Raw genomic sequence first — 12,285 nt, 5'->3', positions numbered from 1 at the left:
GTCTAGCGTGTCGGCCATGATCGGCACACTCGACGTCGTCGTCCTGGACTGCCCGGACCCGCGCGCCATCGCCCGCTTCTACGTGGAACTGCTCGGCGGCGAGATCGTCGCGTTCGACGAGGACTGGGCCGAGATCGCACTGCCCTTCACCGACCACCGGCCGATCCTCGCCTTCCAGCAGGTGGCGGAGTACCGCGCACCGGAGTGGCCCGGGCAGGACGTCCCCCAGCAGAGCCACCTCGACGTGAAGGTCGACGACCTCGACGCCGGCGAGACCGCGGTCCTGGCGATCGGCGCGACGGCGACCGGTTCGGGGACGGACACCTTCCGGGTCTACCTCGACCCCGCCGGGCACCCGTTCTGCCTGATCCGCCCGAACGACTGACCCGCGGCGACGGAGATCCGTGCGGTCCTGTTCGACCTGGACGGGGTGATCCGGCACTTCCACCCGGAGCACGTCGCGAGGATCGAACGTGAACACGCCCTGACCCCCGGGGCGATCGAGGCGTTCGCGTTCTCCCCGCCTGTGATCGACGACGTGACCACCGGCCGGATCACCCGCGCCGAGTGGGTCCGTGCGATCGGCGAACACCTCGCCGCGCCGGCGGCGGCCGAGGCCTGGGGACGGCAACCGTTCACGCCCGACGACGCCGTGCTCGAACTCGTCGACGAGCTCCGCGCCGCCGGGTACACGACCGCCGTGCTCACGAACGGCACAGACGGTGTCCCGGGCGAGGTCGCGTCGTTCGGGTTGCCCGACCGCGTCGACGCGGTGTTCAGTTCGCACGCGATCGGGTTCACGAAGCCCGATGTCCGGGCGTTCCGCCACGTGCTCGACGCGCTCGGCCTCGAGGGTCCGGAGGTGTTCTTCACCGACGACTCTGCAGCGAAACTCGCCGGGGCGGTCGAACTCGGGATGACCGTCCACCACTACACGAGCGTCGCAGCGCTCCGAACGGCACTCGGTGCCGCAGGGGTGCGCCCCGTCACCGAAGCATCGACAGGACGTGGGATCCGATGAGCTGGCCGTTCGTCAGCACGGCGATCGCGAGCACCACGAGCGCGGCGATCGTCCCCACGATCGAGTAGTGCTCGTCGTACCGACGGATGGCGAGCTGCACGACCAGGACCAAGGCGGAGACGAGCACGGGCAGAGCGGCTGCTCCGAGGTACCAGCCGAGCGTGGCGCCGTCACTGAGCCGGTCGTCGCCCTGCCCGACCTCGGCGCGGATGTACACGACCAGGTCGATCAACCAGCACACCACCAGCGTGCCCGGCAGCAGGACCGCGATCGCGACGCCGGTACCGACACCGGTGGTCCGGTCGTACTCGCTCACGCGACCGCTACGGCCAGGCCCTCGACGACCTGCACGTGCGGCAGCGCGCCCAGCACCGAGCCCGGCAGGAACAACTTCGCGGCGCGGCGTCCGGCGCCGATGACCGCGTCGGGGGCGCCCAGCACGCGCGAGTCGACGTACACCGGCCACGCAGCTGGCAGACCGATCGGAGTGATCCCGCCGTACTCCATGCCGGTGAGTTCCACGGCCTGGTCCATCGGCGCGAAGCTGGCCTTCCGGACGTCGAGGAGCTTCTTCACCGTGCGGTTGACGTCGAGCTTCGTGGACGCGAGCACCACACACGCGGCGAAGCGGACGTCCTCCCCGCGCTTGCCCGCGACGACGATGCAGTTCGCGCCGCCGTCGAGCGGGAAGCCGTAGGCATCCGAGAAGGCCGCGGTGTCGGCCAGCTCCGGGTCGATCGGTGCGGCCTCGATCCGGTCGGACAGGTCCGGGGGCAGCTCGGCCAGCGCCGATGCCACGGGAGCGGCCAGCAGTTCGGGGGCGGTCAGGGCGGGAACCCGTTCGAGCGTCGGCATGCCGTCCAGCCTAGGGAGCACCCCGCCACCATGCTGAGGACATGTCGACGTACGACGGACACCTCACCGCGCTCGCGGACGCGGCCGACCGGTTCGACGCCGCGCTCCGGACCGGCGACCGCACTGCTCCCGTGCCATCGTGCCCCGGCTGGACCGTCGTGGACCTCGGCGAGCACCTGACGGACGTGCACCGCTGGGCCCTCGGACAGCTGACCGGCGAGGAGCAGGAGCCGCTCGCGCATGCCGACTTGGCAGACCGCTTCCGTGCCGGCGCCGACGAGTTGATCGGTGCACTCCGCACACGAACGGCGGACACCGCGTGCATGGCGATCTACCCACCCGACACCGCCGCGACCTGGGCGCGGCGGCAGGCGCACGAGACGGCGATCCACCTGTGGGACGCGCAGCGGGCGCTGGGAGGCGATCCGCGCCTCCAGGCAGAGCTGGCGACCGACGGCGTCCGTGAGGTGGTGGACGACCTGTACCCGCGACAGGTGCGGCTGGGCCGCGTCGAGCCGCTGACGGAACCGGTCGTCTTCGCGTTCACCGACGCGCCCGGCGAAGCCGTGCTCTGCGGTGGCGAGCCCGCCGTCCGCGTCACGGGACGTGCTGGGGACCTGCTCCTCGTCCTGTGGGGACGGCGGACACCCGAAATGGTGCACCTCACGGTGGAAGGCGATCGCGGAGCACTCGACCGCGCGCTCGGGACCAAACTGGTGCCATGACGCAACTTCGCCCCCTCGACATCGAGCACTGGCCACGCCGCGAGCACTTCGAGCACTACCGCGACCGGGTGCCGTGCACGTGGGAGATGACCGTCGAGCTCGACGTCACCGACTTCGCCGAGACCGTGCGCGCGACGGACCGGCGGACCTACGCGTCGCAGATCTGGGCGATCGCGAGCGTGGTGAACCGGCACGCCGAGTTCCGGATGCAGCTGCTCGACGACGGGTCGCCCGCGGTCTGGGACGTGGTGCACCCGATGTTCACGGTGTTCCACCCCGACACCGAGACGTTCTCCGTCCTGGTCGTCCCGTACGACGAGGACCCCGCCCGGTTCCACGCTGCCGCCGTCGCGACGATCGAGCGGTACCGGGACGACCACCGGATGTTCCCGCAGGAGGACCGCCCCAGGAACGTGTTCGACATCTCGACGCTGCCGGGGACGTCCTTCACCGGGTTCGCGTTGCACGTGCGGGACGGCTGGGACCACCTCCTACCGATCTTCACGATCGGTCGGTACCGGTTCGTGGAGGGGCGCACGGTCATGCCCCTCGTCGTGCAGATGAACCACGCGGTCGCCGACGGGTTCCACGGGTCGAGGCTCGTCGACGAGCTCCAGACCGTGTTCGCCGAGGCGGGTTGGGTCCGGAGGTGAGCGGAGAGATCACGGTCCGACCGGCCGTCCCGAGCGACGCGGCGGCGATGGCACAGGTGCACGTCGCCTCGTGGCGGTCGACGTACCGCGGGCTGATGCCGGACGCGATGCTGGACGACCCGGGGTTCGTGGCCCGACGCGAAGGGTTCTGGACGACGGCGCTGACCGACGAACGCTTCGCCGCGAACCGGATCGCGGTGGCGGAGCAGGACGGCGAGGTGGTCGGGATCGCGATGTCCGGGCCGGTCGCGAACGCCGAACCCGGGGTCCTGCACCTGTACGTCCTGTACCTGCTCGACGGGCACCACGGTTCCGGAGCGGGCAGTGCCCTGCTCGATGCGGTGATCTCGCCGGCGGAGCCCGCTGTGCTGTGGGTGGCCGACCCGAACCCACGGGCGCAGGCGTTCTACCGGAAGCGCGGGTTCGTGGCGGACGGGGTCGAGCAGGTCGAGGACGGCGTGCGCGAGATCCGCATGGCGCGCGCGCCGGGACCACCGGTTCCGCCGCGCGATTGACCGTCCCGGTGCACGGATCGCGGGACGCGTGAACCGGAACGGTCAATCGCGAAACAGAACGTACGGTCCTTCCACGTGCCTCGTCCCCCGGTCGCCCACCGGTCCGGAAGTCGGCGCGAGCAGGCTGGATCGATGAACGACACCGAACTCACCGAACGAGCCGTCAGCAGTGCCCTCGACAACGTGGCGGACGGCGGCAAGCCCTTCGCCTGCCTCATCGTCCGGGACGGCGAGGTCGTCGTCGAGGCGGTGAACCACGTCGCACAGACGGGCGACCCGACGGCACACGCCGAGATCCGCGCGATCCGGGCCGCGGCGGAGCAGGGCATCACCGACCTCGGCGAGTACGACGTCTTCGTCACCGCCTACCCGTGCCCGATGTGCCTCGGTGCGCTGTACTACGCGCAGCCGGGCCGTGTGGTCTACGCGGCGACCCGGGAGCAGGAGGGCGAGCACTACGAGGACGGCAACCGCCTGATGACCCTCGCCACGTTCTACGACGAGTACGCCAAGCCCGTCGAGGAGCGCGCGTTGCGCGCCGAACAGGGGCACGTCGACGACCCCACCGCTCCGTTCCGGGAGTGGACGGCCCGACACGCGGGCTGACGATCGTCGGGACCGCCATCGGACTGGAGGCGCGGGGCGGTCCCGCACCGTGCCTCCAGTCCGATGGCGCGCACCTCGCGGTCAGGAGGCGCGCGCCTCCAGCGCCTGCTCGTACTCGCGCCGGACGGCGTCGCCGCCCCGGCGGCGCCAGTCACGCACCGTCGCCTTCCAGGACGACACCTTCGCCCGCCCGAGCAGCACGTCGTTGATCGCGTTCGTCGCGAACGTGCCGATCGCCGGTCCCTTCGTCGAGTTCGTCGGCGAGTACAGGCCGTAGACGGGGTTCGGCAGACCGCTGTCCAGCCACGAGGCGAGCGACTCGTAGACGGTGTCCGTCATCGTCGGGTTGCCCGCGTAGTAGAGCGGCAGCGGGCACTCGGTGAAGTACTGCAGCGGGAACTCGCCGAGGCCCGTCTCGCTGTTCCCCGTCTTCGTCAGCACGGGAGCTCCGTCGCGGTACTCGAAGTCGCGGCCCTCGATGCCGAACTTGCGGTAGGTCCAGGCCTCGGTGCCGAACGGTGACGCGCACCAGTTCAGGACCTCGAGGAGCATCCGCACGCGGGACTCCGAGCCTGCCGCGACCGATGTGATCGTGTTGTTCGGGTCGCCCAACCAGGGCTTCGCGGTGGCGCCCGACGGCCCGACGAACGGGGCGATGGTCAGCTCGAACCCGGAGCCGGGCGTCGCCTGCTGCAGGAGTCCGGGGATCGCGCTGTAGGTGTCGGACAGCATGAGCGCGGAGCCCTGCACGAACCAGACCTTGCCGTTGTAGGCGGTGATGCTGTCCGGGTGGACGAGGTCCTCGGCGATGAGCCGGCGGGAGACGTCGAGGAGCTCCTGGTACTCCTCGAGCTCGTACATGTGGGTGAGCCGCCCGCCCTGCTGCTGCCACTGGTTTGGCAACCCGAGCATCGGCCCGAGGATGTTCGTCGGCACCGAGGCGAGGGCCCAGCGGTTCGCGTGCGGGTCGGAGACCTGCCGGCAGAGCTGCACGAACTCGTCGACGCTCGAGAACGACGGGTCGACGCCGAGCTGCTCGAAGACGTCCTGGCGTCGGTGCAGCGCCTGCGAGGTCAGCGGCCCGCGCGGCACCGGGACGCCGTAGATGCCGCCCGAGAAGACCGTCCCGCGCCACGACGCGGTGGGCAGGTTCGCCAGGTACGGGTAGTCGCGGACGCCGCTGCCGGACAGGTACGGGCTGAGGTCGGCGGCCTTCGCCTCGAGGAACTGCGGCAGGTACGAGAACGCCTGGTTGATGGTGAACACGTCGCCGAGGGTGTCGCCGGCGACCTGCGTGGCGAACTTGTTCCCGAAGTCCGCGTTCGGGGTGATCGTCAGGTCGAGGTCGATCCCCATCCGCTCGTCGAGCCCCTGCCAGTACGGGTTGCTGCCCTTCGACGGCGGGACGGGCGAGTTCGTGGGGACGCTGCCGTGCACGGTGGACCCGTCGCCGGGCTTGCCCTTCGTCGGCACGAGGGTCGCCGGGATCTTCCGGAACGCGCTCGGCATCAGCGGGCTGGTCTTCGGCAGCACCGGTTCCGGTCCGCCGGTCCACGGCGCGTAGTCCGGCAGCTGCACGGCCTTGTTGATCGCCTTCACGTCGGTCGAGCGGGTCACGGTGGAGCAGCTGGCCAACAGACTGGTGGCCGCGATGCCGATCCCGCCCGCGATGAGCGTGCGGCGACTGAACGAGGAGGTCATGGTCAGCCCTTCACCGCGCCGGTCAGGACACCCTTGGCGAAGTGCCGCTGCAGGAACGGGTAGACGATGAGGATCGGCACGATCGAGACGACGAGGATCGCCATCTGGATCGACGCCTGCGGGGGCAGCGCGTCGGAGGACGTGCCGAGGTCGGCACCACCGAGCTGCGCGTTGTTGATGACGTACGTCCGGAGCACGAGCTGCAGGGGCCACTTCGCGGTGTCGTTGATGTAGAGCAGGGCGTTGAAGAACGCGTTCCAGTAGCCGACCGCGTAGAACAGGCCGATCACCGCGAGCACGGCCTTCGACAGCGGGAGCACGATCCGCCAGAACACGGCGAAGTCCCCGGCGCCGTCGATGCGCGCGGACTCGAGAAGCTCCTTCGGGATCGCCATGAAGAACGACCGCATGACGATGACGTTGAACGCGCTGAGGGCCGTCGGCAGGATCAGCGCCCAGTAGGAGTCGAGCAGGCCGAACTGCTTCACGACGAGGTAGTTCGGGATGAGTCCGGGTGCGAACAGCAGGCTGACGAGCACCAGGCTCAGCACGAACCCGGAGCCGTAGGACCCCGGCCGGCTCAGGGCGTAGGCGAGCATCGCGCTCACGAACAGGCTGATGAGTGTGCCGACGACCGTGATGCCGATGCTGACGAGCATGGCGCGGGTGACGACACCGCCGGCGAAGATGCTCTCGTACGCACCGAGGTCGACCCCCTTCGGCCACATCACGAACCCGCCGGCGTCGTTCACCTGGGCGACGGGCGCGAGGCTGGTCGACACGATGCCGACGAACGGCAGGATCACGACGAGGCAGATCACGAGCAGGACGAACCCGGTCAGCAGCCGCCCGGGCAGCGGCGGAGCGTCCGGTCCCCCGCGCTTCCGCTTCCGCGGACCGGGCACGGTGACGGTGTGCGTGGCGGTCACTTCGACTCCTTCTGGTAGACGCCCGCTTCGCCGAAGACGTGCGCGAGCTTGTTGGCGCCGAGGACGAGCAGGACGCCGACGACGCCCTTGACGAGGCCGACCGCGGCGGCGACGCCCCACTGCCCGCCGAGCACGCCGTTGTTGTAGACGTAGGTGTCGAGGACCTCGCTCGCGGCACGACCGACGGCCTGCTGCTGGAGGAGGATCTGCTCGAACCCGACGGTCAGGGAGTCACCGAGCCGGAGGATGAGCAGCAGGATGATGATCCCGCGCATGCCCGGCAGGGTGACGTGCCAGAGCTGCCGCCAGCGGGAGGCGCCGTCCATCTTCGCCGCCTCGTACAGGCTGGCGTCGATCGAGCTGAGGACCGCGAGGAACAGGATCGTCGCCCAGCCGGTGTCCTTCCAGATCACCTGGCTGGTGAGCAGGGCGATGAAGCCGTTCGGGTTGCCGAGGAAGTCGATGGCGTCGCCGCCGGCCGCACGGATGGCGTTGTTGACGAGCCCGGATCCGCCGAGGATCTGCTGGAAGACCGCGACGACGATCACCCACGACAGGAAGTGCGGCAGGTAGAGGACCGACTGCACGACCTGCTTGATCCGCTCGGAGAGCAGCGAGTTGAGCATGAGCGCGAGGATGATCGGCGCCGGGAACACGAAGACGACCTGCACGAGGGTGATGAGCAGCGTGTTGCCGAGCGCTCGGAGGAACTCGGGGTCTCCGTTGAAGATCACCGCGAAGTTCTCCACGCCGACCCACGGGCTGCGGCCGAGCGGCACGAACGGCAGGTACTCCTGGAACGCGATGAGGTTGCCGAGCAGCGGCAGGTAGTGGAACGCGAGCAGCAGCGCGACGCCCGGGAGGCCCATGAGGAGCAATACCCGGTCGCGCCGGATCCGCTGCCACGTGCTGCGGCGGCGGAGCCCGGGATCGGGCGGTGGTGCGGTGTGCGCTGTGGTCGTCGCGCGGACGTCGAGCTTCGTCACTCGTGGGGCCTCCTCCGTTGGATTCCTGGAGCGACCCTCGCGTCGGTGGCAATGTTGCGGCAACCCGTTGCCACAATTTTCCATCGTTGTAACGGTCCATCGTCGTCGGGATCACGTCGGCGACCGATCACCGGACTGGAGGCACGTGGCGGGCCCGCCCCGCGCCTCCAGGATTCGTGTCGTCGCCTCGCGACGCGGTAGATTCCAAGCGCGCGCCGCAGCCGCGCATCGCGCAGCAGGGGGGACTTTTCGTGACCGTCGCGCCACAGGTGCCTCGTCACCACGTGCCCGCTGCCCGCCACCGGGCCGGACGGACGACACGGCACCCCGGCACCGCGGCCTCGACGAAGCACCTGCGCCTCGAGATCCAGGCCGTCCGCGCGGTCGCGATCGCCGCGGTCGTGCTCTACCACCTGTTCCCCGGTGTCCTGCCCGGCGGCTACGTCGGCGTCGACGTCTTCTTCGTGATCTCCGGGTTCCTCATCACGGCGCACATCGCGAAGCCGCTCGCCACCGGCCGGTTCAGCTTCCGCGTGTTCTACGCGCGACGTGCGTGGCGGTTGTTGCCCGCCTCGCTGGCGACCCTCCTGGTGACGGTCGTACTCACCGCGGTGTTCGTCCCCCGGACGCTGTGGAAGGACTTCACCGAGCAGATCATCGCGAGCGCGCTGTACGTCGAGAACTGGGCGCTCGCCGCCAACTCCGTGGACTACTCGGCGCTGGCGTCCGACTCGAGCATCGTGCAGCACTTCTGGTCGCTGTCCACCGAGGAGCAGTTCTACGCCCTGTGGCCGCTCGTGCTCTGGTTCTGCGCGTACCTCCGCTACCGTCGTCGCCGGCGCAGCGGGGTCTCGCTCGCCCCGGCCATCGCCATCGCGCTCGGCGCCGTGTTCGTGCTCTCGCTCGCGTACTCGATCTGGTTCACCGGCGTGTCCTCGGCGGCGTACTTCACCACGACGACCCGCGCGTGGGAGTTCGCCGCGGGCGGGCTGCTCTGGCTCGGGCTGCAGCGGGTCCGGATCCCCGACGCCCTCGCCGCGACGATGAGCTGGGCCGGGCTCGCGGTCATCGCGGCGACGGTCCTGACGTTCGACGCCTCGACGCCGTTCCCCGGGTGGACCGCGCTCCTGCCGATCACCGGTGCCGCGCTCGTGATCGCCGGTGCGATGCCCGACGCCCGCTGGGGACCGGCGTTCCTGTACCGGCTCCGGCCGGTGCAGTGGCTCGGCGACGTGTCGTACTCGCTCTACCTCTGGCACTGGCCGCTGCTCATCGTGATGCCCTTCGTCATCGGGCTCGCCAGCGGCGTGGCGACGCCGCTCTGGGCGAAGGGCCTCGTGCTCGCGATCGCCCTCGTGCTCGCGCACTTCTCCCGTCGCCTCGTCGAGCTCCCCGTGATCGCCTTCTCCACGGAGCGGATGCGTGCTCCCCGTCCGCGCCACCGCGGCGTCCTGGTGCTCGCCGTCGCGGGCATGCTCGTGGTCGCCCTGCCGGCCGCCGGCATGTACGGCTCGGCTGCGCGGGAGGAGGCCGCGGCGAGCGCCACCGTCGGCGTGACCATCGCCGCCGACGGCACCCTCACCGTCCCCGCCTGCCACGGCGCCGCTGCGATGCAGGACGGTGCCGACTGCCCACAGGTCGACCCGGACGACATCGCGCCGAGTCCGGTCCAGGCCGCGTCCGACGACTTCGCCGACCAGGCCGGCGCCGGCTGCCAGATCGCGGGCACCGACACCACCGTGAAGGGGTGCGAGGTCGGCGATCCCGACGGCACCGTCCGGCTGGCCGTCGTCGGCGACTCGCACGCCTCGAACTACGTCCCCGCACTGCAGCTCATCGCGAAGGCGCACCACTGGAGCCTGACGACCTACCTGCACTCCGGCTGCCCGCTGACCCGTGCGTCCATCGCCGCGGCGTGCAACGAGTGGAAGGCGGACACGCTCGAGAAGCTGCGGCAGGAGCGGTACGACGTCGTGTTCGTCGCGGCGATGTCCCGGACCCCGTGGCCCAGCGGCATGGTCCGGCACGCCGACGACCTCACACCGGCGATCCGCGACAAGGCGGCAGCCGGGTACACCTCGGCGTGGGAGCAGCTGCAGCAGGCCGGGTCCGCGGTCGTCGCGCTGCGCGACAACCCCGACCCGAGCATCGGCGGCGTGCCCGACGTCCCGAGCTGCGTCGAGCAGTCCGGCGACGGCGCCGACTGCGACTTCAGCGAGGCGGCCGGACTCCTCGACGACCCGGTGGCGCAGGCGGCGAGGACCACGCCGGGTGTCCGGCTCATCGACTCGACCGCGATGTTCTGCGCCGACGGCACGTGCCCGGCGGTGATCGGCGGCGTGGTCGTGTACCGGCAGCTGCAGCACGTCACGCAGACGTACTCGCGGTCGATGGCGCCGTTCCTCGAGCCCGAGGTCGCGGCGGCCGTCGAGGCGGCCACGACCGGCTGACCGGTTCGCAGCCCTCGGGCGGCCGTGCGGCATGCTGGGGGCATGACCTTCGAGCAGCACGCACAGTTGTTCGGAGCGGCAGCCGACGCCTACGAGCACGGTCGCCCCGGCTACCCGTCGGCAGTCGCCGGCTGGCTCTTCCCGGGCGGGGCCCGGCTCGTCGCCGACGTCGGCGCGGGGACCGGGAAGTTCACCCGCACGCTGGTCGACCACGCGGAGGAGGTCGTCGCCGTCGAACCGGACGCGGCCATGCGTTCGCGGCTGCAGACCGCGCTGCCGGACGTCCGGGCACTCGACGGGACGGGCGAGTCGATCCCGCTCGGGGACGGCGTCGCCGACGGTGTGACGTTCGCCCAGGCGTGGCACTGGGTCGACCCGGTACGAGGTGCCGCCGAGGTGGCCCGGGTCCTTCGACCCGGCGGTGTGTTCGGGCTGGTCTGGAACGTCCGCGACGAGACGAAGCCCTGGTCCGCAAGACTCGGAGCGCTCATGAAGCAGCCCGAGTCCCGGGTGATGGACTACGGCGCACCCGTCGTGGGCGCCCCGTTCGGCGAGGGCGAGTACGAGCAGTTCTCCTGGGTCCACGAGCAGGACCGCTCGGCGTTCCTCGACATGGTCGCCTCGCGGAGCTACGTCATCGTCCGACCCGAGTCGGAGCGGACCGCGCTGCTCGACGCCGTGCAGCGACTGCTCGACGAGGACCCGGAGACCACCGGGCGACCGACCGTCCCCGTCGAGTACACGACGTACGTGCACAAGTACGTCCGACCCTGACCCGACACCGCTACGCTCGACCCGATGCGCGCAACCGTGCGGGACGTGGCCGCCCTCGCCGGGGTGTCGCCGAAGACCGTCTCCAACGTCATCAACGGCGGCGTCGTGGTGCGCCCGGAGACACGGGAGCGCGTGGAGCAGGCCCTCGCCGAGCTCGACTACGTGCCGAACCTGTCCGCCCGCGGGCTGCGCAACGGCCGCTCCGGCGCGATCGCGCTGACCCTGCCGGAGATGGCCAGCGCCTACTCGGCCGAACTCGCGCAGTGGTTCGTGGAACTCGCCCGCGAGCGCGGGTGGACCGTGCAGCTCGACCAGACCGGCAACGAGCCGACCCGCGAGCGTGACCTGGTCTCCCGCGCGCGGGCGCACCTCGTCGACGGACTCATCCTGAACCCGGTGTCGCTCAGCGCGAGCGTTCTGGCCTCGACCGAGGGGCTCCCGCCGACGGTCGTGATCGGCGAGGTCGAACCCGAGCACGTCGACCAGGTGCACGTGGACAGTCGCGCGGCGGCCGAGCAGGTCACGGCCTACCTGCTGTCCCGAGGGCACCGTCGGATCGCGATCGTCGGCGCGGCGCGGGCCACGGCAGCGACGGCCACGAGCGAGCTCCGGGAGCGCGGGTACCTCGCCGCACTGTCGGCCGCGGGCATCGAGTCCGATCCGGCACTCCGCGTCCCGCTGCCCTCGTGGACCACCAGTTCCGCGGCGGAGGCGTTCGCGGCGTGGCTCGACGAGCACCCGCTGCCCGACGCGGTCTTCGCCTTCACCGACTCGATCGCGTTCGGGGTGCTCCACGTCCTCGCCGCCCGGGGCGTCCGGGTGCCCGAGCAGGTGAGCGTCATCGGGTTCGACGACGTGGACGGCGCCGCCTACGCGATCCCGGCACTCAGCACGGTGTCGTTCGACCGACGGGCCTTCGCGACGGCCGCCCTCGACCTGCTCACCCGGCGGATCGCCGAGCGCGACGCCGCCCCCGAGACGGTCGTCATCCCGCACCGGATCGTCGAGCGCGCGAGCGTCGCCGACCGCTGAGTCCTGCTCGTCCAGGGCACCGCCGCGGCCCGGCTCGG

14 protein-coding genes are annotated in these 12,285 nt (G+C 70.9%); 9 read left to right on the top strand and 5 right to left on the bottom strand.

All coding sequences use genetic code 11. The annotated features are described in order from the left end of the window. Nucleotides 1-16 precede the first annotated feature (16 nt). Together FS532_RS05545 and FS532_RS05540 are read left to right on the top strand one after the other, a co-directional pair. Complete coding sequence (locus tag FS532_RS05545; RefSeq protein ID WP_186321927.1) at nt 17-385, top strand: VOC family protein; 369 nt, start codon at nt 17-19, stop codon at nt 383-385. 15 nt (nt 386-400) lie between these two features. After that, nucleotides 401-1,021 carry an HAD family hydrolase gene (locus tag FS532_RS05540; RefSeq protein WP_144751174.1) on the top strand — a complete coding sequence of 207 codons (621 nt, stop codon included), beginning with the start codon at nt 401-403 and terminating at the stop codon, nt 1,019-1,021. On the opposite strand, the gene FS532_RS05535 is transcribed toward FS532_RS05540, so the two are convergent. Together FS532_RS05535 and FS532_RS05530 are read right to left on the bottom strand one after the other, a co-directional pair. Then, nucleotides 987-1,337: a hypothetical protein gene (locus FS532_RS05535; RefSeq protein WP_144751173.1), complete on the bottom strand. Its 351-nt coding sequence runs from the start codon at nt 1,335-1,337 to the stop codon at nt 987-989. The two genes, FS532_RS05540 and FS532_RS05535, sit on opposite strands and share 35 nt — an antisense overlap. After that, nucleotides 1,334-1,876 carry a YbaK/EbsC family protein gene (locus FS532_RS05530; RefSeq protein ID WP_144751172.1) on the bottom strand — a complete coding sequence of 181 codons (543 nt, stop codon included), beginning with the start codon at nt 1,874-1,876 and terminating at the stop codon, nt 1,334-1,336. The genes FS532_RS05535 and FS532_RS05530 overlap by 4 nt, the downstream gene beginning before the upstream one ends. A 41-nt stretch (nt 1,877-1,917) precedes the next feature. Here FS532_RS05530 and FS532_RS05525 point away from each other — a divergent pair, with 41 nt between their 5' ends. From FS532_RS05525 to FS532_RS05510, 4 genes are all read left to right on the top strand, one after another. Then, entirely contained in the window at nt 1,918-2,601 is a 684-nt protein-coding gene (locus tag FS532_RS05525; RefSeq protein WP_144751171.1) for a maleylpyruvate isomerase family mycothiol-dependent enzyme, read from the top strand. After that, complete coding sequence (locus FS532_RS05520) at nt 2,598-3,254, top strand: CatA-like O-acetyltransferase (protein WP_144751170.1); 657 nt, start codon at nt 2,598-2,600, stop codon at nt 3,252-3,254. Before FS532_RS05525 ends, FS532_RS05520 begins: the two co-directional genes overlap by 4 nt. Continuing rightward, a complete protein-coding gene (locus FS532_RS05515; protein ID WP_260852580.1) occupies nt 3,251-3,769 on the top strand; it encodes a GNAT family N-acetyltransferase in 519 nt (172 codons plus the stop codon). Before FS532_RS05520 ends, FS532_RS05515 begins: the two co-directional genes overlap by 4 nt. A gap of 132 nt (nt 3,770-3,901) precedes the next feature. Further along, the gene (locus tag FS532_RS05510) at nt 3,902-4,375 is read left to right on the top strand and encodes a nucleoside deaminase (protein WP_144751169.1); all 474 of its coding nucleotides are present in this window, start codon (nt 3,902-3,904) and stop codon (nt 4,373-4,375) included. Between the two features lie 81 nt (nt 4,376-4,456). Here the strand turns inward: FS532_RS05510 and FS532_RS05505 are convergent, their stop codons facing one another. Genes FS532_RS05505 through FS532_RS05495 form a run of 3 tightly spaced genes read right to left on the bottom strand, consistent with a single transcriptional unit; the run spans nt 4,457 to nt 7,991 of the window. Then, nucleotides 4,457-6,076, bottom strand: a complete 1,620-nt coding sequence (locus FS532_RS05505; RefSeq protein ID WP_144751168.1) for a hypothetical protein — start codon at nt 6,074-6,076, stop codon at nt 4,457-4,459. A gap of 2 nt (nt 6,077-6,078) precedes the next feature. Next, a complete protein-coding gene (locus FS532_RS05500) occupies nt 6,079-7,005 on the bottom strand; it encodes a carbohydrate ABC transporter permease (RefSeq protein ID WP_097180167.1) in 927 nt (308 codons plus the stop codon). Then, nucleotides 7,002-7,991 (bottom strand): ABC transporter permease, encoded by a 990-nt coding sequence (locus FS532_RS05495; RefSeq protein ID WP_260852579.1) that lies wholly within the window; start codon nt 7,989-7,991, stop codon nt 7,002-7,004. The genes FS532_RS05500 and FS532_RS05495 overlap by 4 nt, the downstream gene beginning before the upstream one ends. Before the next feature lie 284 nt (nt 7,992-8,275). On the opposite strand from FS532_RS05495, the gene FS532_RS05490 reads away from it, so the two are divergent. The 3 genes from FS532_RS05490 to FS532_RS05480 are packed head-to-tail and all read left to right on the top strand — an operon-like array spanning nt 8,276 to nt 12,247. Beyond that, nucleotides 8,276-10,441 (top strand): acyltransferase family protein, encoded by a 2,166-nt coding sequence (locus tag FS532_RS05490; RefSeq protein ID WP_186321926.1) that lies wholly within the window; start codon nt 8,276-8,278, stop codon nt 10,439-10,441. 42 nt (nt 10,442-10,483) lie between these two features. Then, nucleotides 10,484-11,215: a class I SAM-dependent methyltransferase gene (locus tag FS532_RS05485; RefSeq protein ID WP_144751166.1), complete on the top strand. Its 732-nt coding sequence runs from the start codon at nt 10,484-10,486 to the stop codon at nt 11,213-11,215. Nucleotides 11,216-11,239: 24 nt separating this feature from the next. After that, nucleotides 11,240-12,247, top strand: a complete 1,008-nt coding sequence (locus FS532_RS05480; protein WP_144751165.1) for a LacI family DNA-binding transcriptional regulator — start codon at nt 11,240-11,242, stop codon at nt 12,245-12,247. Nucleotides 12,248-12,285: the final 38 nt, after the last annotated feature.

Source organism: Curtobacterium pusillum, assembly GCF_007673235.1.
In the GTDB taxonomy this organism is placed as follows: domain Bacteria; phylum Actinomycetota; class Actinomycetes; order Actinomycetales; family Microbacteriaceae; genus Curtobacterium; species Curtobacterium pusillum_C.
Note: the sequence above shows the minus strand (reverse complement) of the source record. Positions and strands in the feature narration are given on the sequence as shown.